The following is a 21,504-nucleotide window of genomic DNA, read 5'->3' on the forward strand; positions in this document are numbered from 1 at the left end:
CGAACCGTCCCGCTCAGGACTCGGCCGAGCCCACGGTCTGCGCCGCCTCACCGCGCACATGCCCGTCACCAGTGACGATGTACTTGGTGGAGGTCAGCTCCGGCAGGCCCATCGGGCCCCGGGCGTGCAGCTTCTGGGTGGAGATGCCGATCTCCGCGCCGAAGCCGAACTCACCCCCGTCGGTGAACCGGGTGGAGGCGTTGACGGCCACCGTGGTCGAGTCGACCAGCTGGGTGAAGCGCCGGGCGGCCGCCTGCGAGGTGGTCACGATCGCCTCGGTGTGGCCGGAGGACCAGCGGCGGATGTGCTCCACCGCGGCGTCCAGCGAGGGCACCACGGCGGCGGCCAGGTCCAGGGACAGGTACTCGGCCTCCCAGTCCTCCTCGGTCGCCGGGACGACGGTGGCCCGGCCGCCCTCGGCCGCCTTCAGCACCGCCTCGTCGCCGTGCACGGTGACTCCCGCCTCGGCCAGCGCGTCGAGGGCGAGCGGCAGGAAGGCGTCCGCGATGTCCTGGTGCACCAGCAGCGTCTCGGCGGAGTTGCACACACTGACCCGCTGGGCCTTGGAGTTGAGCAGGATGCCGACGGCCATCGCCAGGTCGGCCCTGGCGTCCACGTAGACGTGGCAGTTGCCGGTACCGGTCTCGATCACCGGCACGGTGGAGCCCTCGACGACCGTACGGATCAGCGAGGCGCCGCCGCGCGGGATCAGCACGTCCACCAGGCCCCGGGCGCGCATCAGCTCCTGCACCGAGTCCCGGCTCTCGCCCGGGACCAGCTGGATCACGTCCGCCGGCAGGCCGGCCGCGGCCACCGCGTCCCGCACCACCGCGACCAGCGCGGTGTTCGAGCGGTAGGCGGAGGCCGAGCCGCGCAGCAGTACCGCGTTGCCTGACTTCAGGCAGAGCGCGGCGGCGTCCACGGTGACGTTCGGCCGGGCCTCGTAGATGATGCCGACCACGCCGAGCGGGACCCGGACCTGCCGGACGTCCAGGCCGTTGGGCAGGGTGTAGCCGCGCACCACCTCGCCCACCGGGTCGGGCAGCCCGACCACGTTGCGGACATCGGCGGCGATCGCGGCGACCCGCTCCTCGGTCAGCGTGAGCCGGTCGATCACCGACTCGGCGGTACCGGCCTCCCGGGCACGGGCCACGTCCTCGGCGTTGGCCGCGGTGATCTCACCGCTCCGGGCCACCAGCGCGTCGGCGATCGCGAGCAGCGCGTCGTCCTTCGCCCTGCGCGGCAGCGGAGCGAGCGCGGCGGCCGCCGCACGGGCTCGGCGGGCGACGGCGAGGACGGGACTGTCGGCGGTGGCGTGATCGCTGCTCATGTCTGAAAGGGTAGCGACTGCTGCAGCGCCGACCCGCCGCATTTCAACGGCCGAGACGGCCCCCAAACACATGGACGGCCGGTCGGGCGCGAGGAGAGGTGCGGAAGCGGGGGACGTTCTCCGCGCGCCGTCCCGGCAGAGCGGTCGCGCCGTCCCGGCACAGCGGTCGCCCCCGCCACCGAAGACCCGGCCGACCGGCTGCCGCCTCGCGGTTTCGGGGGGCACGCCCCCGAAGGCGCCCGCGTCAGTACGGATGCACCCCGCCCAGCTGCGGTGGCGGACCCCCGAAGCCCTCCGCCACCCGTTTGTGGTATGTCGGCCTGTCCACCACCTCAAGACCCACGATCTCCCACGGCGGTAAGTTCGCCGACGCCTTGTGCTCGCCCCACAGCCGCAGCGCGATCGCCGCTGCGTCGTGCAGGTCGCGCGCCTGCTCCCAGTAGCGGATCTCGGCGTGGTCCGCGGCATAGCGCGCCGTCAGGAAGAAGGAGTGGTCGTGCGCCAGCCGCTCCAGCGCCGCGCGCAGCTCGGCGAGCGGCGTGACCTGCCCGGCCACGCTGAGCACCACGTGCCAGAGCCGGGCCTGGTCCGCCTCGGGACCCTCGGCGCCATTCGGTCTGCGACCCAAGTTCCTTGCGCCGTCGGACCGTTCGTCGACCGAGCCGCCTTCGGCCCGCCCGCCCGCGATGCTGGTCAGCCTGCGCTGGGGCGACTCCTCGGGCAGCGCTCCGCGCCTGCGTGCCACCGGCGGCCTCCTGTTCGGCATCGTGTCCGGCCCGGCCGCGCCGACCGCGCCCGGCCCTCCCCCTGGCGGGAGCGGCCGCCGGCAGGTCCCCGCAGGCGGTCAGCCGCGCAGGATGACCAGGTCGTCGCGGTGGATGACCTCGCGCTCATAGGCGACGCCGAGCTCCTGGGCCAGCTCTCGGGTGGACCGGCCGAGCAGTCGGGGCAACTCCCTCGCATCAAAGTTGACCAGCCCTCGGGCGACGATGTGGCCGTTTTCGCCAAGAAGGTCCACCGGATCACCGGCGGTGAAGTCCCCGTCCACCCGGGTGACCCCGGCGGGCAGCAGCGATTTGCCACCCGAGACCACGGCCTCGACCGCCCCCGCGTCCAGGTGCAGGGCGCCCCGCGGGGTGCTGGCGTGCTCCAGCCAGAGCAGCCGGTCGGCGGAGCGGCTCCCGGTGCGCAGGAAGAGGGTGCCGGTGAGCCGCCCGGCCAGCGCGTCGGCGGCCTGGCTGGCGGCGGTGAGCACCACCGGGATGCCCGCACCGGTGGCGATCCGGGCGGCCTCCACCTTGGTGACCATGCCACCGGTGCCCACTCCGGCCTTGCCCGCGCTGCCGATCTCGACCCCGTCCAGGTCGTGCGGGCCGCGCACCTCGGCGATCCGGCTGCTGCCGGGCTTGCTGGGGTCGCCGTCGTAGAGGCCGTCCACGTCGGAGAGCAGGATCAGCAGGTCGGCCCGGACCAGGTGAGCCACCAGCGCGGCCAGCCGGTCGTTGTCACCGAACTTGATCTCGGCGGTGGCCACGGTGTCGTTCTCGTTGACGATCGGCATCGCGCCCATCGCCAGCAGCTGGTCCAGGGTCCGGTACGCGTTGCGGTAGTGGGCGCGCCGGCTGGCGTCCTCGGCGGTCAGCAGCACCTGGCCGACGCGCACGCCGTACCGGGCGAAGGAGGCGGTGTAACGGGCCACCAGCAGGCCCTGGCCGACGCTGGCGGCGGCCTGCTGGCGGGCCAGGTCCTTGGGTCGCTTCTCCAGACCGAGCGGCGCGAGGCCGGCCGCGATGGCACCGGAGGAGACCAGGACCACCTCGGGGGCGTCCGGGCGGCTGCGCACCTTGGCGAGCGCGTCCACGAGGGCGTCGACCCGGTCGGCGTCCAGACCGCCGGCGGCGGTGGTGAGTGAGGAGGAGCCGACCTTGACCACGATCCGCCGTGCGGTCAGCACCTCCTCCCGAAGCGTCTGCTCACTCATTCGAGCTGGTGCCCTTCGCTGGTGTGGTGCGGATACGACGGGCCCGGGCCCGGCGGTTCCTCGCAATCTACGCGATTCGCGCCCCGCCCCCGCACGGCATTTCACCCGGTGGACGGCTGCCGCCCCGGCGCCGGCACACCGCTCGGGGTCCAACCCGCTCCGCCGGAGGCGGAGGGTGCCCCCGTACCGCCGGCGGCCCCGCCCGCCCCGGACTCGGAGTTCGTCGTCTTCGACAGCACGGGCAAGAGCAGTGAACCGGTGCTGAGCGCCGACAAGCCGCTGCCGAAGTGCGCCGGCGCCGGCTTCCACGGCTTCTCGAAGGGCACCGAGGTCAAGGGCTGCACGATCATCTCCACCACCGGCAAGACGCCCGCCATGGTCGGCAACACCGAGATGGTCGACCTGCTCAAGCTCCAGGCCGCCTGGACGAAGTGACGTCCGCTCGGCAACGACACCGCGGCCCCTGCCTCCCGGACGGGAAGCAGGGGCCGCGGTGGTCTGCGCAGGACTCAGCAGTCCTCGTCGTCGCCCTCGATGGCCTGGCGGCCGCTGGAGAGCGCCTCGAAGGCCAGGTACTCCTCCTCCGCCGCGTCGCGGCCCTTCTGCCGCTCCCGGCGGCGCTCGACGGCCGGGCGCTGACTCTCGAGGCGGTGGTCCTCGCCGCGGCGGCCGAGCATCTCGGCGCCGGCAGCCATGGTCGGCTCCCAGTCGAACACCACGGCGTTCTCCTCGGGACCGATGATGACGGTGTCACCCTCGTGGGCGCCGATCTTCCACAGCTCCTCCTCGACACCGAGGCGGGCGAGCCGGTCGGCGAGGTAGCCGACGGCCTCGTCGTTGTTGAAGTCGGTCTGGCGGACCCAGCGCTCGGGCTTGACGCCGCGGATGCGGTAGGCGCCGTCCTCCTCGGTGATGGTGAAGCCGGCGTCGTCCACGGCCTTGGGCCGCAGCACGATCCGGGTGGCCTCCTGGACCGGCTTGGCGGCCCGGGCCTCGGCGACGATCTGCGCCATGGCGAAGCTCAGCTCCCGCAGGCCCTTGCGGGAGGCGGCGGAGACCTCGAAGACGCGGTAGCCGCGCTCCTCCAGCGAAGCCCGGGTGAGGTCGGCGATGTCCTGGCCGTCCGGGACGTCCACCTTGTTGAGCGCGACCAGGCGCGGACGGTCGTCCAGACCGCCGTACTCGGCCAGCTCGGCCTCGATGGTCTCCAGGTCGGAGAGCGGGTCGCGGCCCGGCTCCAGCGTCGCGCAGTCCAGCACGTGCACCAGCACCGAGCAGCGCTCGACGTGGCGCAGGAACTCCAGGCCCAGGCCCCTGCCCTGGCTGGCGCCCGGGATCAGCCCGGGGACGTCGGCGACGGTGTAGACGACGTCACCGGCGGTGACCACGCCGAGGTTGGGGATCAGGGTGGTGAAGGGGTAGTCCGCGATCTTCGGCTTGGCGGCGGAGAGCACCGAGATCAGCGAGGACTTGCCGGCGCTCGGGTAGCCGACCAGGGCGACGTCGGCGACGGACTTGAGCTCCATCACGATGTCGCGGGCCTCACCGGGCTCCCCGAGCAGCGCGAAGCCCGGGGCCTTGCGGCGGGCGGAGGCCAGCGCCGCGTTGCCCAGGCCGCCGCGGCCGCCGGCCGCGGCGACGAAGCTGGTCCCGTGGCCGACCAGGTCGGCGAGCACGTTGCCCTGCTTGTCGAGCACCACGGTGCCGTCCGGAACCGGCAGGATCAGGTCCTCGCCGTTGGCACCGGTGCGGTGGCCACCCGCACCCGGCTTGCCGTTGGTGGCCTTGCGCTTGGGCGAGTGGTGGTACTCGAGCAGCGTGGTGATGTTGGCGTCGACGGTGAGGATGACGCTGCCGCCCTCGCCGCCGTTGCCGCCGTCGGGTCCACCGAGCGGCTTGAACTTCTCCCGGTGCACGGAGGCACAGCCGTGGCCCCCGTTACCCGCGGCGACGTACAGCTCGACGCGGTCCACGAAGGTGGTCATCGGTATGCCTCCAGAGCGAAGAAAAGAAATGTGGAACTGCGGTAAAGCATGAGGGGTGGACCGGATCACCCGGTCCACCCCTCACGGAGAGTCCTGACGCGACGTCAGTGAACTCAGGCCTCGACGGCCACGATGTTCACGACGCGGCGGCCACGACGGTTGCCGAACTGGACGGCGCCGTCGGTCAGCGCGAACAGGGTGTCGTCGCCACCACGGCCGACGCCCGCACCCGGGTGGAAGTGGGTGCCACGCTGGCGGACGATGATCTCGCCGGCGCTGACGACCTGGCCACCGAAGCGCTTCACGCCGAGGCGCTGAGCGTTCGAGTCACGGCCGTTGCGGGTAGAGCTTGCGCCCTTCTTGTGTGCCATCTAGCTGTCCCCTTACTTGCTGACGGAGTCGATGCTCGTGATGCGCACCGCGGTGAACTTCTGGCGGTGACCCTGACGACGGCGGTAGCCGGTCTTGTTCTTGTAGCGCAGGATGACGAGCTTCTCACCCTTGGTCTGGTCGACGACCTCGGCGTGAGCCTTGACACCGGCCAGCACCCACGGGTCGGAGGTGACGGCCTCGCCGTCGACGACCAGGATGGTCGAGAGCTCCACCGAGTCACCCGGCTTGGCGTCAACGCGGTCAATTTCCAGCACGTCGCCGACGGCGACCTTGTGCTGGCGGCCGCCGGCGCGAACGATCGCGTACATGCGGTACCTGCTTTCCTTACTCGGTGCGGAACTCTCGATGCCAGCCGCCTGGGTACGGACACAGGGGCCTCCCCCGGCCTCTCGCGAGGAGCCGGGAGGTGATGTGCTCGGGAGCGTGGCGTAGACACGCCGAGGGTCAAGAATACGGAACGGCGGCCACAGGGGCAAACCGGACCCCGTACGGTGCCCGAGGGTGAGCCTGGGCTCACCCTCGGGCGGTGGGCTCACTCAGCCGCGCCATCACTCTCAGCGGCTGCCGCCTTCTTGGCCGCCGCGCTGGTCCGCTTGGTCGCGGTCTTGCGGGCGGTGGTCTTCTTGGCCGCTGCCGTGGTCTTGGCAGCGGTCTTCTTCGCCACGGCCTTCTTGGCCGTGGTCTTCTTCGCGGCCGTCTTGCGGGCGGCCCGCTTCTTGGGCGCAGGCGCCTCGGCCTCGGCCTCTGCCGGGGCTGCCTCGACTGCGGGAGCGGCCTCCTCGGGCGCGGCCTCAACCACGGCCTCGACGGCGGCCGGGGCCTCGACGGCCTCGGTGACGGCCTCAGCGGCCTCCGTGACCTCGGGAGCCGGAGCGGCCTTGGCCGTGGTCACCGCCTCCGCCGCGGCCAGGGCGGCCTCGACCGCGGCCTCGGCACGAGCCTGCAGCACCACGATCTCCGCCTCGCCCGGGGTGCCGGCCGGCGCCGTGGCCTTGCGCACCGCACGGCGGCGCGGACGGGCGGCCGGAACGACGGCCGCGGCAGCAGGAGCCTCGACCGGGGCCGGCTGCTCGGCCGGGGCCTCGGCAACCTCGGCCGCCGCCGGAGCGGCGATCTCCGGCTGCTCGGCGGCGACCTCCACCACGACCGGCTCCTCGACCGCCTCGACGGCCGGGGCGGCCTCGGCCACCTGGACCTCGACCTGCGGCTCCTCCAGCCCGGCGCCGCCCTTGCCCCGGCGACGGCGCTTGCCGCCACCCGGGGCGGCCTCGCCGGCCATCACGGTCGGACCACCGCCAGCGTGGACGTGCGGCTGGTCCATGTGGACGATCACGCCACGGCCGTTGCAGTGCACGCACGGCTCGGAGAAAGACTCCAGCAGGCCCTGGCCGACCCGCTTGCGGGTCATCTGCACCAGGCCCAGCGAGGTGACCTCGGCCACCTGGTGCTTGGTCCGGTCCCGGCCGAGGCACTCCAGCAGACGGCGCAGCACCAGGTCCCGGTTGGACTCCAGCACCATGTCGATGAAGTCGATCACGATGATGCCGCCGAGGTCGCGCAGCCGCAGCTGGCGGACGATCTCCTCGGCCGCCTCGATGTTGTTGCGGGTGACGGTCTCCTCGAGGTTGCCGCCCTGGCCGACGAACTTGCCGGTGTTGACGTCGATGACGACCATCGCCTCGGTCCGGTCGATCACCAGCGAACCGCCGCTCGGCAGCCAGACCTTCCGGTCCAGCGCCTTCATCAGCTGCTCGTCGATCCGGTACGTGGCGAAGACGTCCACGTCCGACGTCCACCGCTGCAGCCGCTCGGTGAGGTCCGGGGCCACGTGGGAGACGTACTCGTGGATGGTGTTCCAGGCGTCGTTGCCGCTGACGATGACCTTGGTGAAGTCCTCGTTGAAGATGTCGCGGACGACCCGGACGGTCATGTCCGGCTCACCGTAGAGCAGCGCCGGGGCATTGCCGGAGGCTGCCTTCTTCTTGATCTCCTCCCACTGCGCCTGCAGCCGCTGCACGTCGCGGGTCAGCTCGTCCTCGCTGGCGCCCTCGGCGGCAGTGCGCACGATGACACCGGCGTCGTCCGGGACGATCTTCTTGAGGATCTGCTTCAGACGGGCGCGCTCGTTCTCCGGCAGCTTGCGGCTGATACCGGTCATCGAGCCCTCGGGCACGTAGACGAGGTAGCGGCCGGGCAGCGAGATCTGGCTGGTCAGCCGGGCGCCCTTGTGGCCGATCGGGTCCTTGGAGACCTGCACCAGCACGGACTGGCCGGACTTCAGCACCGACTCGATCCGGCGCGGGCCGCCGTGGCCGCCCAGCGAACCGAAGTTGACCTCACCGGCGTAGAGCACCGCGTTGCGGCCCTTGCCGATGTCGACGAAGGCGGCCTCCATCGACGGCAGCACGTTCTGGACCTTGCCCAGGTACACGTTGCCGACGTAGGAGGTGGCCTGCTCCTTGTTGACGTAGTGCTCGACCATCACACCGTCCTCGAGGACGCCGATCTGGGTCCGCTGGCCGTTCTGGCGCACCACCATGACGCGCTCGACCGACTCGCGGCGGGCCAGGAACTCGGCCTCGGTGATGATCGGCACCCGGCGGCGGCCCAGCTCGCGGCCCTCGCGGCGGCGCTGCTTCTTGGCCTCCAGGCGGGTGGAACCCTTGATGGACTGCACCTCGTCCGGGTCGAAGGACGGCTCGGTGGAGCGGCGACGCGGCTCGCGCACCTTGACCACGGTACGGACGCCATCCTCGGTGGTCTCGGCACCGGTCTCGACGCCCGCCTCACCGGTGCGGCGGCGGCGACGGCGACGACGGCGGGAGGAGCTCAGGCCGGCGGCCAGCTCGTCCTCTTCTTCCTCCTCGGACTCCGCGCCCGGCTCCTCCTCGGCTGCCTGCTCGGCCTCGGCCGGCGTCTGCTCGGCCTCGAACTCCTCGGCCTCGCCACGGCGGCGGCGACGGCCACCCCGGCGACGGCGACGGGACGGACGGTCCTCCTCCCACTCGCCCTCGCCCTCGGCCTCGACCTCGGCAGCGGCAGCGGCAGCGGCAGCGGCGGGCGCCTCCTCGGCCAGCACCTCGACGGCGGCCGGCTTGGGCCTGACCGGAGTGCTCACCCGAACGGCCGTACGCACCCGGCGGCGGCGGCCGACGCCGCTGTACTCGTACTCGTCCTCCTCCTCGGCCGCCGGAGCGACCGGAGCCGCCGGCTGCACCGGGCCCTGCGCCTTGGCGGGGGCCGGGGCGACGTACGGGGCCGGCTCCTGGAAGACCGGAGCCTGGAAGATCGCGGTGGACGGGCGCACGGCACGGCGGCGGCCCCGGGGCGAGGGCGGCTCCTCCACCGCGGGCGCGGGCTGCACGGCCTCGGCGGGGGCCTCCTCCTCGGGCTGCTCCGCGGTCTCGGCCGCCTCCGGGGCCTCCTCGGCGGCCGGCTCGACGGTGGCCGGTGCGGGCTCGACGACCCGGCGGCGACGGCGGCGGGCGGGCGCGGCGGCAGGGGCCTCCTCGGCGGCGGGCGCGGCCGGCGCGGCCACCGGCTCGGCGGCCGGGGCCTCGACGGGCAGCACGGTCTCGGCGGCAACCGGCCCGGCGGCGGTGGCCGGCGCACCGGCCGGCGACTCGACGCGCTTGCGGGTACGGCGGGCGCGCACCGGCTTCTCGGCCACCGGCTCGGCGGCCGGAACCTCAACGGGCGCGGGCGCCTCGGCGGCCTCGGGCGCGGTCACGATGACCTCGGCGGCCTCGGGCGCACCGGCCGGCGACTCGACGCGCTTGCGGGTACGGCGGGCCCGTACCGGCTTCTCCGCCACCGGCTCGGCGGCCGGAACCTCAACGGGCGCGGGCGCCTCGGTGTGACTCTCGGCGGGCAGCACGGTCTCGGCGGAATCGGCGGCGGCCGCTCCGGCCGGCGCACCGGCCGGGCGGGACACCGCCCGGCGACGGCGGCGCACGGGCGCGGCGGAGCCGTCTGCCTCGGAACTGCCCGATGCGGCAGGCTGCTGCGGTTCAGTGTTATCGAGCATGCGGGTGGATCTCCCGTCAGGCCCCCGGGCTCCGCATCCGGGCACGGCGCGGCACCGCTCTTCCGGTCGGCCGCGGCAATGGCGGGCCGACTCCCACGGTGTCGCCGTGCGGACACGGAGCCGCACAGGGGCTCGTAGTCTCGCTCGGCGCCCCGCATGGTGCGGGGTGTCGAAAGTCTTCTGGTCTGACCAGTCTTCTCAGGTTGTCCCAGGCCCAGCCGGATCCCCGCTCCCCCAGCCTGGCGGGCTGGGTGGGGTCCCCCGGGCCGGAGGCTGGGGGCGTGCCCCCAGCCCGATGGCGGGCAAGGAGGGGCGGGCCCTCGAGCCCGCCGACCATCGGAGTCGGCAGGCCGCAAGGAGCTGGCCTGCGTGCGACGGCGCTCGCTCCCCTGGGGAGCCGCGGGGGCCAGGGGAGACACGGCCCTTTCGAGCCCGTTCCCCTCCCGCTCGGCGGTCGGCTAGTGTGCGCGGCCCGGCAGCCGCTACAGGCCGGCCGGGGCCGCTGCGCGGTCGAGCGCCAGCGGGTCGGTCACCGTGCCGGTCTCCTCGTCGAGCGGCCCCTGCGCCAGCCTGGTCACCTCAGCGGGGACCGGCGGCGCCAGGTCGGCCGTCGCACGGAGACCGGACAAAACGTCGTCGGGTCGTACGGCGGGTGTGGCGTGTCGTACTACCAGCCGCAGTATCGCACAGGGACCGCCCGTACGAACATCGCCGGTGCGTTCCGTGGCGGTGTCGTTACCGTCGTCGACCTGCGACGGGAGGACCTCCATCCCGGCGACCGCGCTGCGCGCGTCGAAGACCCGGACTCCGTTCTTGGTGAGCCGCTGCACCTCGACCCGTTCCGCGGCCAGGAAGACCCCGACCGCACCGGCCGCCTGTTCTTCGCTCACGCCGGCGAGTCTGATCTGCCACTCGGAGGCTTCCAGCCGCTCCACGAAGTTCGGCGTACGGACCTCGACGGCGTCGACGATGTCCAGACCGGTCGGCAGCGACTCGTCCAGCTGCGCGCGCAGCGCCTCCGGGTCGCGCGCCGCGGCCAGACCGATCTCCAGGTACTCGGCCTCACTGGCCACCCCGGTCGGAGCGGCGTTCGCGTAGGAGACCTTCGGGTGCGGGGTGAAGCCGGCCGAGTACGCCATCGGAACCGCCGAGCGGCGCAGTGCCCGCTCGAACGCGCGCTGGAAGTCGCGGTGGCTGGTGAAGCGCAGACGGCCGCGCTTGGTGTAGCGGAGACGGATGCGCTGCACCGTCGGCGCGGGCGGCGGACCGTCGGGCGTGCGGCGTGCCAGGGTCACTCAGTCCTTAGTCAGTTTCCCGATCCGGCAACAGCTGGCCGGACTCTGTCAGGACAAGGGTACGCGCCCGCGACACGCCGACTCTCCTCCGCACGGAGCAATCACCCCAGCAGGGCCCGCCGGATCTCCTGCAGCACCCGCCGCACCTCCGCCTTCACCGGCCACCACACCTCGCGCCGCACCCAGCGGCACGGCCGCACCACCAGGGACCGCCAGACCCGCCCGACCACGCGCCAGGCCCAGACCACCGCCCGGCCAAACTCCCGCAGCACCGGGAACAGCAGTACCCGCCACACCCAGGCCACCGGGATCGCCACCAGGCACCGCAGCAGCCACGCCACCGCCTGCCCGACGTACCCCAGCAGCAGTACCACCGCGCGGCCGACCGGCGCCAGCACGTGCCGCCACAGCGCCTTCAGCGGCACCACGACGAGGTACTCGACCAGCCAGGCGAACCCCCGCAGCAGCGGGACCAGGACCCACTCCCCCAGCCACCGCCCGACGGGCGCGAGGACGCACCGCCACAACCACCTCGCGGGCAGGACGAGCAGCCAACGCCCGAGCGGTGCGAGTACGTACCGGCCCAGCATCAGAGGTGGCCAGACGAACACCGCGTACAGCACGGCCTTGAGGAACCGCCCCACCACGCAGAGGACTTCCCAGACGAGCCGCAGTGGCACCACGACCACCAGCGCGACCGCCCGCGCGACCCCGGTCAGACACCCCGCAGGCTGCTGCTCGGTCATCTCTCCCCCCGGTATCTCATTGGCCGGTCGATGCCGACCACGACGGATCCCCGACCGGAGGCGTCCGGTCGGGGATCCGAGAAAGTCGGGCTACTTGTTGACCACGGTCAGCGGCAGCAGCTTCTTCCCCGTCGGGCCGATCTGGATGTGGGTGTCCATCTGGGGGCAGACACCGCAGTCGAAGCACGGCGTCCATCGGCAGTCCTCGACCTCGACCTCCTCGAGGGCGTCCTGCCAGTCCTCCCACAGCCAGTCCTTGTCGAGGCCGCTGTCCAGGTGGTCCCAGGGCAGCACCTCCTCGTAGGTGCGCTCGCGGGTGGTGTACCAGTCGACGTCGACACCGGTGTCCGCGAGGGCCTTCTCCGCGCAGGTCATCCAGCGGTCGTAGGAGAAGTGCTCACGCCAGCCGTCGAAGCGGCCGCCGTCGTCGTACACCGCGCGGATCACCGCGCCGACCCGGCGGTCACCACGGGAGAGCAGGCCCTCGATGATGCCGGGCTTGCCGTCGTGGTAGCGGAAGCCGATGTTCTTGCCGTACTTGCGGTCGCCGCGGATGGAGTCGCGCAGCTTGGCCAGGCGGGCGTCGGTGGCCTCCGCGCTCAGCTGCGGGGCCCACTGGAACGGGGTGTGCGGCTTGGGTACGAAACCGCCGATCGACACCGTGCAGCGGATGTCGTTCTGCCCGGTGACCTCGCGGCCCTTGGCGATGACGTTCTTCGCCATGGTGCCGATCTGGAGCACGTCCTCGTCGGTCTCGGTGGGCAGGCCGCACATGAAGTACAGCTTCACCTGGCGCCAGCCGTTGCCGTAAGCGGTGGCGACGGTGCGGATCAGGTCCTCCTCCGACACCATCTTGTTGATCACCTTGCGGATGCGCTCGGAACCACCCTCGGGGGCGAAGGTGAGGCCGGAACGGCGACCGTTGCGGGTCAGCTCGTTGGCGAGGTCGATGTTGAAGGCGTCGACCCGGGTGGAGGGGAGGGAGAGGCCGACCTTGTCCTCGGTGTAGCGGTCGGCCAGGCCCTTGGCGATGTCGCCGATCTCGGTGTGGTCGGCGGAGGAGAGCGACAGCAGGCCGACCTCCTCGAAGCCGGTGGCCTTCAGTCCGCGCTCGACCATCTCGCCGATGCCGGTGATGCTTCGCTCCCGCACGGGGCGCGTGATCATGCCGGCCTGGCAGAAGCGGCACCCGCGGGTGCAGCCCCGGAAGATCTCGACGGACATCCGCTCGTGCACCGTCTCGGCGAGCGGGACCAGCGGCTGCTTGGGGTAGGGCCACTCGTCCAGGTCCATAACGGTGTGCTTGGAGACCCGCCACGGCACGCCCGGGGCGTTCGGCACCATGCGGCCGATCCGGCCGTCGGCCAGGTACTCCACGTCGTAGAAGCGCGGGACGTAGACGCCACCGGTCCTGGCCAGGCGCAGCAGCAGCTCGTCCCGGCCGCCCGGCCGGCCCTCGGCCTTCCAGGCTCGGATGATCTCGGTGATGTCGAGCACGGCCTGCTCGCCGTCACCGATCACCGCGCAGTCGATGAAGTCCGCGATCGGCTCGGGGTTGAAGGCCGCGTGGCCACCCGCGAGGACGATCGGGTCGTCCATCGTCCGGTCCTTGGACTCCAGCGGGATGCCCGCGAGGTCGAGCGCGGTCAGCATGTTGGTGTAGCCGAGCTCGGTGGAGAAGGACAGGCCCAGGACGTCGAAGGCGCGCACCGGACGGTGGGCGTCCACGGTGAACTGCGGGACGCCGTGCTCGCGCATCAGCGCTTCGAGGTCGGGCCAGACGCTGTAGGTGCGCTCGGCCAGCACGCCCTCGCGCTCGTTGAGCACCTCGTAAAGGATCATGACGCCCTGGTTGGGCAGCCCGACCTCGTAGGCGTCGGGGTACATCAGCGCCCAGCGGACGTCACAGGCGTCCCAGTCCTTGACGGTCGAGTTGAGCTCGCCACCGACGTACTGGATCGGCTTCTGGACGTGCGGGAGGAGGGCCTCCAACTGGGGGAAGACCGACTCGACAGTCATGCACAGGACCTTTACCGAGAAAACAAGCTGACCATCAAGAGTAGCCGAACCGGCCGGACGGCTCAGATCCCTATCGGGCGCTGGGTGCGGACGCACTGGAGCAGTCCGATGCCGATCCAGACCGCGAACATCGAGGATCCGCCGTACGAGACGAACGGCAGCGGGATGCCCGCGACCGGCATGATGCCGAGGTTCATGCCGATGTTCTCGAACGCCTGGAAGGCGAGCCAGCTGATCACCCCGGCACAGACCACCGTGTCGAACAGGTTGGTGGCCTGCCGGGCGATCTTGCAGGCCCGCCAGAGCACCACACCGAGCAGCCCGATCAGCGCGATGCCGCCGACGAAGCCGAGTTCCTCACCCGCGACCGAGAAGACGAAGTCGGTCTGCTGCTCGGGGACGAACTGCCCTATGGTCTGGGTGCCGTGGAACAGACCCATGCCGGTCAGCCCGCCGGAGCCGATGGCGATCCTGGCCTGGGCAGTGTTGTAGCCGACACCGGACGGGTCGAGGGCGGGGTTGGCGAAGGCGGCGAAGCGGTCGATCTGGTACTTGCTGAGGATGCCGAGCTGCCAGACCGCGATCGATCCCGCCGTACCGGCGACCAGCAGGCCGAACACCCAGCGGTTGGGCGCGCCGGAGGCCAGCAGGATGCCCAGGATGATCACGCACATCACCATCACCGAGCCGACGTCCGGCATCAGCAGCACCAGCCCGATCGGGATCCCCGCCAGCCCGAGCGACTGGATCACGCTGAGGTGCGAGGGGATCTCCCGCTCACCCGCGTCCACCTGTGCGGACAGCAGGAGCGCCATGCTGAGCACGATGGCCAGCTTGGCGAACTCGGCGGGCTGGATGGAGAAGCCGCCGCCGAACTGGATCCAGGAGTGCGCGCCGTTGATGGTGGAGCCGAGCGGGCTCAGCACCGCCCCCAGCAGCAGCAGCACCACGGCGTAGACGACGGGGACCGCGGTGCGGACCCGGCGGCTCCCTATCGTGATCACCGCGCCGCACAGCACCAGGCCGATCAGCAGGTTGGTCAGGTGCCGGTAGAGGAAGTACTGCGGGTCGCCGTGGGTGAGCGAGTCCCGGCCGCGGGTGGCCGACCAGACCAGCAGCGAACTGCCCAGCGAGAGCGTCAGAGCGGACAGCGTCAGTATCCAGTCCAGCCTGCGCAGCGGGGAGCCCTTGGCCAGCACCCGGGCCAGCGAGCCGCGCTCCGGCGCCAGCCGGACGGGGCGGTACGAGCCGTACGAGGTCATGCCCGGCCCCTTCCGGTGGAGCGGGTGGGTTCCAGCGCAGCCGGCAGCACGGTGGCCGGGGCCTGGGCGCCGGCCGGCTGGGCCGGGTCCAGGAAGGCGGACCCGGCCGGGTAACCGGCCTGCTGGATGATGGCGGTGCCGTCCGGGTTGAACTTGGGCAGGTCGGTCTGCGGCTTGGGCAGCAGCGCCTTGGAGTTGTCGATGCCGCCCTTGTCGTCCACGCCGTACAGCGCCTGGTAGATCCGTCGTACCGCGTCACCGGAACCACCGGAGCCGGTACCACCCTGGCTTATCGTCATCACGACCGCGTAGTCCTTGCTGTACGTGGCCAGCCAGGAGGTGGTCTGCTTGCCGGCGACCTCGGCGGTTCCGGTCTTGGCGTGCAGCTCGATCTTGTCCTGCGGCCAGCCCGCACCGACGAACTTCCAGGCCGCGGTACCGCTGGTGATGACGCCCGCGGTGGCCTGGTCGATGTAGCTGAGCAGCTTGTCGTCGTCGGGCAGCTTGCCGTCGACGTGCGGGGCGATCTCGCGCACCGGTGTGCCGTCCGGGCTGACGATGGCCTTCCCTATGGTCGGCCGGTAGAGCGTGCCGCCGTTGGCGAGAGCGCCGTAGATCCGGGCCATCTGCAGCGGGGTGACCAGGGTGTCGCCCTGGCCGATGGCGAAGTTGACCGAGTCACCGGCGCGCATCACGTTGCCGTCGACGCAGTTCTCCCGGGCGATCTCGTCGGCGTACTCGTGGCCCCCCTTGGCCGCCTGGGCGCACCAGGCGTCCTTGTTGGCGTCGTAGAAGGACTGCTTCCACTGCCGGTCCGGCACCCGTCCGGGCACCTCGCCGGGCAGGTCGATGCCGGTCTTGGCGCCGAGGCCGAACTGGTGGGCCGTCTTGAAGAACCAGTCGGCCGGGTCCTTCTTTGGCTTGATGCCGCCGTCCTTCATCCACTGGTCATAGGCCAGGCCGTAGAAGACCGTGTCGCAGGAGACCTCCAGGGCGCGCTCCAGCGAGATGTCACCGAAGCTCTCGCTCTCGAAGTTCTTGAACTCGCGGCCGCCGATGGTCATGCTCTTGGGACACGCGTAGTGGCCGTCGAGCGAGTAGCCGGCCTGGACGGCCGCCGTGGTGGAGATGACCTTGAAGGTGGAGCCCGGGGCGGATTGGCCCTGGATGGCCCGGTTGAGCAGCGGGTAGTTGGAGTCCTTGCCGGTCAGGCTCTGGTAGTCCTTGGCCGAGATGCCGCCGACCCACAGGTTGGGGTCGAAGGTCGGAGCACTGGCCATCGCGACGATCCGGCCGGTGTGCACGTCCATCACCAGGGCGGCACCGGAGTCCGCCTCGAAGTTCTTCTGGGTCTCCTTGTCGTAGGTCTTGCGGGCGTCCGACATGGCCTGGGCCAGCTGGTCCTCGACCACCTTCTGCACCCGGGCGTCGATGCTGGTGACCAGGTTGTCGCCGGGCTTGGCCGGGGTGCGCCCGGCGCTGCCGATCACCCGGCCGAGGTTGTCGACCTCCAGCCGGTCGACGCCGGTGGTGCCGCGCAGGTCGTCGTCGTAGACCGACTCAAGACCGGCCCGGCCGATCTGGTCGGAGGGCAGCCGGCGGTCCCGGCCGGACTTGCCGACGCTCTTGGCGACCTCGTCGTCCGTCACCGGGGAGAGGTAGCCGAGGATCTGGGCGGCATTGGCGCCCTCGACGCCGGTGTAGCGGCGCAGCGCGGTGGACTGGGCGGTGATGCCGGGGAAGTCCTCGCGGCGTTCCATTATCTGCATCGCCTGCTGGGTGGTGGCCTGCTGGGTCACCGGGATCGGCTGGTACGGCGAGCCGTTCCAGCACGGCTGCGGGGTCTTGGCGTCGCAGAGCCTGACCTTGTTCTCGACGTCCTTGACCGGCATGCCGAGCACCTCGGCGAGCTTGGTGAGGGCCGACTTGCCGTGGTCCTTCTGCTGGAGCAGGGCGGTGCGGCTGACCGAGACGACCAGCTTGGTCTCGTTCCCCGCGAGGATCCGCCCCGAGGCGTCCAGGATCTCCCCGCGCACGGCGGGTTCGACCACCTCGCGGATGTGGTTGCCCTGGGCCTTGGCCGCGTACTCGCTGCCGTTGCGGACCTGCAGGTACCACAGCCGGCCGCCGAGGGTGGCGAGCAGGGAAAGCACCAGGACCTGCAGGACGACCAGTCGGATCGTCACCCGTCGGGTGCGGCCGGTCTCCGGAATGTTACTCATGTGCGGTCCCCCCTCACGGGCGCTTGGCGAGGCCGGGCAGGCGCTTCTTCTTGTAGCCGGGCAGCGGCGAGGCCTCCCGGGTGGTCTTGTAGCGGGCCAGGCTGCCCAGGCCGGAGCGGTTGCCGTCCTCGGACTCCATCGCCGGGCGCTCACCGTCGAGGCGCCGGGCCAGCAGCATCACGGCCGGCACCACGAAGGGGGCCAGCAGCAGGTCGTACAGCAGTGCGCTGAACACCAGGCCGGTGAGGCCGACATGGCGGGCGGCGGTGTCACCGACCAGCGCGCCGACCACGGCGTACAGGAGGGTGGAGAGCACGGCGGCGCCGGCCACCACGAACAGCGCGCTGACCGCCGAGCGCTGGCGGCCGCCCTCGGGGCGGAGCAGGCCGGCGGCGTAGCCCATCAGGCAGAGCACCAGGGCGTAGCGGCCCATGGCGTGGTCGGAGGGCGGCGCGACGTCGGCGAGCAGGCCGGCGGTGAAGCCGACCAGGCAGCCGCCCGTCGGCCCGTACACCAGGGCCAGGCCGACCACCATCAGCAGCAGCAGGTCCGGCGTGGCGCCCGGGAGTTGGAGTCGGCCGAGGATGCTGACCTGGATCACCAGGCCGAGCACCAGCAGAACGGCGGCGAGCGGGATGCGGCCAGGACGCATGGGTCAGTTCCCCCCTGAGGGACTGGGCTTCGCCGTGGCGGAGCCGGCTGCGGCCGCGCTGGGGACGGGGCTCGCTCCGGTGGCACCGGCCACGGCGGACGGTACGGACGCGCCGGGGGCCACGGGGGCGCCGGGAGCGTCGGGGGTGACGGGGACGACCGGCTGGGTACCGGGGGCGACCGACGGGGTCGGGGCCGGGGACGGCGGCAGTACGGCGTCGCGCGGATCGGTGCGCGGCGGGACCACCACGACGCCGACCAGGTCGAGCCGGGTGAACTGGACGTACGGCTGGACCAGGATGGTCTTGGTGAGCTGGCCGGGCGTCGCCTCCACCTCGACCACCTGGCCGACCGGCACGCCCGGGACGAACGGGCGGCCGCTCTGGGAGCCGAAGGTGACCAGCCGGTCGCCCGCCTTGACCTGGGCGCGGCCGTTCAGCAGCGAGACCCGCATCGGGCCGGTGCCCTGGCCGTTGGCGAAGCCGATCTCGTTGCTGCCCTCCAGCCTGGTGCCGGCGGTGAAGCCGGGGTCGGAGGCGAGCAGCACAGTGGAGGTGGTCGCTCCGACGGTGGTGAGCCGGCCGACCAGGCCCTGGCCGTTGATCACCGTCATGTCGCGGGCGAGGCCGTCGTTGCTGCCCGCGTCGATGGTGATGGTCCAGGAGAAGCCCTGGGCGGCGCCGATGGCGATCACCTGGGCGGCCTTGATGGTGTAGCCGCCGGCTCCGGCGGTGCGGAGCATGTCGTCGAGCTGCTTGGTGCGGCCCGCGGCGGTCTCGGAGGAGGCCAGGCGCTGGCGCAGGTCGGTGTTCTCGCGGGTGATCTGGTCGAGCCGCTGCTGGTGGGTGCCGGCGTCACGGATCGCCCGGACGGTGCCCGCGACCGGGTCGACGAGGCCGGAGGCGGCCCGCTCGACCGGCCCGAGGGCGCCGGCGGCGGCCCGCCGGGCACCGTTCAGTGGGGAGCTCTCGCCGCCCCTGATGTCCACGGTGATCAGCGCGAAGGCGACGGCTACCAGCACGACGAGCAGTAGCCGGCTCTCTCGGGTGTCCCTCACGGTGGTGGAGCTGCCCCTTCAGTTCCTGACCTCGCCCCGTGCCGTGCGGCGCGGGGCGAGGACCTTTCAGTTGAAAGATTGTCAGATTCGGACGGGTCAGCGGCGCGGCTGCGCGTCCAGCACCTGCTGGAGCGCCTCGAACTCCTCGACGCACTTGCCTGAGCCGAGTGCGACGGAGTCCAACGGGTTCTCCGCGATGTGGACCGGCATGCCGGTCTCACGGCGCAGCCGCTCGTCCAGGCCGCGCAGCAGGGCGCCGCCGCCGGTGAGAACGATGCCACGGTCCATCACGTCACCGGCCAGCTCGGGCGGACACTGGTCGAGGGTGGTCTTGACGGCGTCGATGATGGAGTTCACGGGCTCGTCGATGGCCTCGCGCACCTCGGCCGCGGAGATCACCACGGTCTTCGGCAGGCCGCTGACCAGGTCGCGGCCGCGAATCTCGGCGTGCTCGTCCTTCTCGCCCTCCAGCGCGAAGGCGGAGCCGATGCTCATCTTGATCTGCTCGGCGCTGCGCTCACCGAGCAGCAGGCTGTACTCCTTCTTGATGTGCTGGACGATCGCGTTGTCCAGCTCGTCGCCGGCCACCCGGAGGGACTGGGCGGTGACGATCCCGCCGAGCGAGATCACCGCGACCTCGGTGGTACCGCCGCCGATGTCCACCACCATGTTGCCGGTGGGCTCGTGGACCGGCAGGCCCGCGCCGATCGCCGCTGCCATCGGCTCCTCGATGATGTGCACCTGGCGCGCACCGGCCTGGGAGCTGGCCTCGATCACGGCGCGGCGCTCGACCCCGGTGATGCCGGAGGGCACGCAGACCACGACCCGGGGGCGGGCCAGGTACCGGCGGCGGTGGATCTTCAGGATGAAGTAGCGGAGCATCCGCTCGGTGATCTCGAAGTCGGCGATCACACCGTCCTTGAGCGGGCGGATGGCGACGATGTTGCCGGGGGTCCGGCCGATCATCTTCTTCGCCTCGGAACCGACCGCCAGGATGCCGCCGGTATTGGTGTTGACCGCCACCACGGAAGGCTCGTTGAGGACGATCCCCTTGCCCCTGACGTACACCAGCGTGTTGGCAGTACCAAGGTCGATCGCCATGTCACGGCCGATGAACGACAGATTGTTGGCCATGGGGTGTGCAGTGCCTTCCCGAACTCGGAGTCAGATGGCGGGGAGCAGGCCGGTGGTGACGCTCGCCCACGGCAAGGGGGGCGGACTTCAGCTGAGCAGCCGTACCGGGCCCATGAGTTGTGTCCATCGTAGCCACGCCGGTCAGCACGAGCGGCGAGTGAGGTTCGCCGCCCATTCTCGGGGGACTCGATGGCTTCTTCCTGGATTGGGACGCCGTGTCGAGGTCGGGAGTTCCGTTATTTGAGGATGAAAAGTTGAGAGTCACCTGGTCGGGCCAGACCCCAGCCGAGCCTGCGGACGAGCCGACGCCGGAGGGGGCGGACGGCCCTGGACGCTCCGGCACGGCGCATGCCGGAGCGAGGATCGCCGCCTGCGGCACGGCCGTCGGCCGGCATGGTGGGCAAGGGCGCCCGGAGGTGGTGGCCGAGTGGCGGCACCCGGCCCGACCAGGTCTCTCCCGGACCTCGATCAGGCGTGCGCGGGGAAGAAGATCTTGATCTCGCGCTCCGCGGACTCCGGGGAGTCGGAGGCGTGGATCAGGTTCTCGCGGGTGATGGTCGCGAAGTCGCCGCGGATGGTGCCGGGGCCCGCCTGCAGCGGGTCGGTCGCACCGGCCAGCGCGCGGATGCCCGGGACGACGTTCTCACCCTCGATGATCATGGCGATCGACGGGCCCGAGGTCATGAACTCCAGCAGCGGCTCGTAGAACGGGCGGCCGACGTGCTCCGCGTAGTGCAGCTCCAGCGTCGCCCGGTCGAAGGTGCGCAGCTCGACGGCGGCGAGCTGCCAGCCCGCCTTGCGCTCGATACGGCTGATGATCTCGCCGGCCAGGCCGCGCTTGACGGCGTCGGGCTTCAGCAGGACGAGAGTGCGCTGGGACACGGTGCGGCTCCAGGGGAATCGGTGGGGCGTGGTGTATACGGCCTCACCCGAAGATTACCTTGGGTGAGCAGCGGCGATGCGCTCCCGGTCCCCCTGGACGCGGAGCCTGCTCCCCCCCCCGGTCGGCGAAGCCCCGCCGACCGGGGAGCCTGCGTCGCGGAGGCGGAGCCGGAACGGACCTCAGGCAGCCGCCGCGGCCTCGCGCGCGGCCTTGATCTGGTCGATCTTCCGGCCGTAGTGCACCGAGCACCACCACAGGCCCGCGAAGACCGCGCCCAGGCCGAACATGGTCGGCAGGACGAAACCGCTGGCGACCAGGCCGATCTGGAGCGCCCACCCGACGGCGACCGCGCCGGGGCGGGTGACCGCACCGCAGAGCGCGACGCACAGCAGCATCGCGATGCCGGTGACGGTCCAGATGGTGGCGGTGGAGACGTGACTGAGCTGCATGGCGACCAGTCCGGCGAAGAGCAGCAGGAACGCTTCGCCGATCAGGGTCGAGGAGCACAGGGTCCGCATG

General features: G+C 71.7%; 18 protein-coding genes. 1 reads left to right on the forward strand and 17 read right to left on the reverse strand.

Features of this window, described 5'->3' with window-relative positions:
• Positions 1-13 precede the first annotated feature (13 nt).
• The 3 genes from ACZ5ON_RS23115 to proB form a co-directional block, all read right to left on the reverse strand.
• Entirely contained in the window at positions 14-1,330 is a 1,317-nt protein-coding gene (locus ACZ5ON_RS23115) for a glutamate-5-semialdehyde dehydrogenase (protein ID WP_465595766.1), read from the reverse strand.
• Between the two features lie 244 nt (positions 1,331-1,574).
• The gene (locus ACZ5ON_RS23120; protein WP_465595769.1) at positions 1,575-2,096 is read right to left on the reverse strand and encodes a hypothetical protein; all 522 of its coding nucleotides are present in this window, start codon (positions 2,094-2,096) and stop codon (positions 1,575-1,577) included.
• A gap of 78 nt (positions 2,097-2,174) precedes the next feature.
• Positions 2,175-3,311: a glutamate 5-kinase gene (proB, locus tag ACZ5ON_RS23125; protein WP_465595772.1), complete on the reverse strand. Its 1,137-nt coding sequence runs from the start codon at positions 3,309-3,311 to the stop codon at positions 2,175-2,177.
• A 108-nt stretch (positions 3,312-3,419) separates the two neighbouring features.
• Between proB and ACZ5ON_RS23130 the strand changes: the two genes are divergently transcribed.
• Positions 3,420-3,746 (forward strand): hypothetical protein, encoded by a 327-nt coding sequence (locus ACZ5ON_RS23130; protein WP_465595775.1) that lies wholly within the window; start codon positions 3,420-3,422, stop codon positions 3,744-3,746.
• Between the two features lie 74 nt (positions 3,747-3,820).
• Here the strand turns inward: ACZ5ON_RS23130 and obgE are convergent, their stop codons facing one another.
• The 14 genes from obgE to ACZ5ON_RS23200 form a co-directional block, all read right to left on the reverse strand.
• Complete coding sequence (gene obgE, locus ACZ5ON_RS23135; protein WP_465595778.1) at positions 3,821-5,296, reverse strand: GTPase ObgE; 1,476 nt, start codon at positions 5,294-5,296, stop codon at positions 3,821-3,823.
• A 113-nt stretch (positions 5,297-5,409) separates the two neighbouring features.
• Positions 5,410-5,667, reverse strand: coding sequence for a 50S ribosomal protein L27 (gene rpmA / locus ACZ5ON_RS23140; protein ID WP_280697157.1), 258 nt, complete (start codon positions 5,665-5,667; stop codon positions 5,410-5,412).
• A 12-nt stretch (positions 5,668-5,679) separates the two neighbouring features.
• On the reverse strand, positions 5,680-5,997 hold the full coding sequence (rplU, locus tag ACZ5ON_RS23145) for a 50S ribosomal protein L21 (protein ID WP_344638456.1): 318 nt from the start codon (positions 5,995-5,997) through the stop codon (positions 5,680-5,682).
• A 224-nt stretch (positions 5,998-6,221) separates the two neighbouring features.
• Positions 6,222-9,716: an Rne/Rng family ribonuclease gene (locus ACZ5ON_RS23150; RefSeq protein WP_465595783.1), complete on the reverse strand. Its 3,495-nt coding sequence runs from the start codon at positions 9,714-9,716 to the stop codon at positions 6,222-6,224.
• A gap of 482 nt (positions 9,717-10,198) precedes the next feature.
• On the reverse strand, positions 10,199-11,011 hold the full coding sequence (locus tag ACZ5ON_RS23155; RefSeq protein WP_465595786.1) for a TIGR03936 family radical SAM-associated protein: 813 nt from the start codon (positions 11,009-11,011) through the stop codon (positions 10,199-10,201).
• Positions 11,012-11,112: 101 nt separating this feature from the next.
• The gene (locus ACZ5ON_RS23160; protein ID WP_465595789.1) at positions 11,113-11,757 is read right to left on the reverse strand and encodes a hypothetical protein; all 645 of its coding nucleotides are present in this window, start codon (positions 11,755-11,757) and stop codon (positions 11,113-11,115) included.
• Positions 11,758-11,847: 90 nt separating this feature from the next.
• Positions 11,848-13,776: a TIGR03960 family B12-binding radical SAM protein gene (locus ACZ5ON_RS23165; protein WP_465595792.1), complete on the reverse strand. Its 1,929-nt coding sequence runs from the start codon at positions 13,774-13,776 to the stop codon at positions 11,848-11,850.
• 62 nt (positions 13,777-13,838) lie between these two features.
• On the reverse strand, positions 13,839-15,038 hold the full coding sequence (rodA, locus tag ACZ5ON_RS23170) for a rod shape-determining protein RodA (RefSeq protein WP_465595795.1): 1,200 nt from the start codon (positions 15,036-15,038) through the stop codon (positions 13,839-13,841).
• On the reverse strand, positions 15,035-17,260 hold the full coding sequence (gene mrdA, locus ACZ5ON_RS23175; protein WP_465595798.1) for a penicillin-binding protein 2: 2,226 nt from the start codon (positions 17,258-17,260) through the stop codon (positions 15,035-15,037). The genes rodA and mrdA overlap by 4 nt, the downstream gene beginning before the upstream one ends.
• Before the next feature lie 13 nt (positions 17,261-17,273).
• On the reverse strand, positions 17,274-17,912 hold the full coding sequence (gene mreD, locus ACZ5ON_RS23180; RefSeq protein ID WP_465595801.1) for a rod shape-determining protein MreD: 639 nt from the start codon (positions 17,910-17,912) through the stop codon (positions 17,274-17,276).
• 3 nt (positions 17,913-17,915) lie between these two features.
• Complete coding sequence (gene mreC / locus ACZ5ON_RS23185) at positions 17,916-18,968, reverse strand: rod shape-determining protein MreC (protein ID WP_465595804.1); 1,053 nt, start codon at positions 18,966-18,968, stop codon at positions 17,916-17,918.
• Between the two features lie 96 nt (positions 18,969-19,064).
• Positions 19,065-20,090 (reverse strand): rod shape-determining protein, encoded by a 1,026-nt coding sequence (locus tag ACZ5ON_RS23190; protein ID WP_344638518.1) that lies wholly within the window; start codon positions 20,088-20,090, stop codon positions 19,065-19,067.
• Between the two features lie 480 nt (positions 20,091-20,570).
• Complete coding sequence (gene ndk / locus ACZ5ON_RS23195; RefSeq protein ID WP_465595807.1) at positions 20,571-20,984, reverse strand: nucleoside-diphosphate kinase; 414 nt, start codon at positions 20,982-20,984, stop codon at positions 20,571-20,573.
• 180 nt (positions 20,985-21,164) lie between these two features.
• Entirely contained in the window at positions 21,165-21,503 is a 339-nt protein-coding gene (locus ACZ5ON_RS23200; protein ID WP_465595810.1) for a DUF4233 domain-containing protein, read from the reverse strand.
• Between the last annotated feature and the right edge of the window lies 1 nt (position 21,504).

This window comes from Kitasatospora sp. NPDC032150 (genome assembly GCF_055579945.1).

Coding starts and splice junctions, on each gene's coding strand:
- rpmA (WP_280697157.1), bottom strand. CDS start 5,667: ATGGCACACAAGAAGGGCGCAAGCTCTACCCGCAACGGCCGTGACTCG.
- obgE (WP_465595778.1), bottom strand. CDS start 5,296: ATGACCACCTTCGTGGACCGCGTCGAGCTGTACGTCGCCGCGGGTAAC.
- ACZ5ON_RS23115 (WP_465595766.1), bottom strand. CDS start 1,330: ATGAGCAGCGATCACGCCACCGCCGACAGTCCCGTCCTCGCCGTCGCC.
- mreD (WP_465595801.1), bottom strand. CDS start 17,912: ATGCGTCCTGGCCGCATCCCGCTCGCCGCCGTTCTGCTGGTGCTCGGC.
- ACZ5ON_RS23200 (WP_465595810.1), bottom strand. CDS start 21,503: ATGCGGACCCTGTGCTCCTCGACCCTGATCGGCGAAGCGTTCCTGCTG.
- rodA (WP_465595795.1), bottom strand. CDS start 15,038: ATGACCTCGTACGGCTCGTACCGCCCCGTCCGGCTGGCGCCGGAGCGC.
- ACZ5ON_RS23160 (WP_465595789.1), bottom strand. CDS start 11,757: ATGACCGAGCAGCAGCCTGCGGGGTGTCTGACCGGGGTCGCGCGGGCG.
- ACZ5ON_RS23165 (WP_465595792.1), bottom strand. CDS start 13,776: ATGACTGTCGAGTCGGTCTTCCCCCAGTTGGAGGCCCTCCTCCCGCAC.
- mrdA (WP_465595798.1), bottom strand. CDS start 17,260: ATGAGTAACATTCCGGAGACCGGCCGCACCCGACGGGTGACGATCCGA.
- rplU (WP_344638456.1), bottom strand. CDS start 5,997: ATGTACGCGATCGTTCGCGCCGGCGGCCGCCAGCACAAGGTCGCCGTC.
- ACZ5ON_RS23150 (WP_465595783.1), bottom strand. CDS start 9,716: ATGCTCGATAACACTGAACCGCAGCAGCCTGCCGCATCGGGCAGTTCC.
- ACZ5ON_RS23120 (WP_465595769.1), bottom strand. CDS start 2,096: ATGCCGAACAGGAGGCCGCCGGTGGCACGCAGGCGCGGAGCGCTGCCC.
- proB (WP_465595772.1), bottom strand. CDS start 3,311: ATGAGTGAGCAGACGCTTCGGGAGGAGGTGCTGACCGCACGGCGGATC.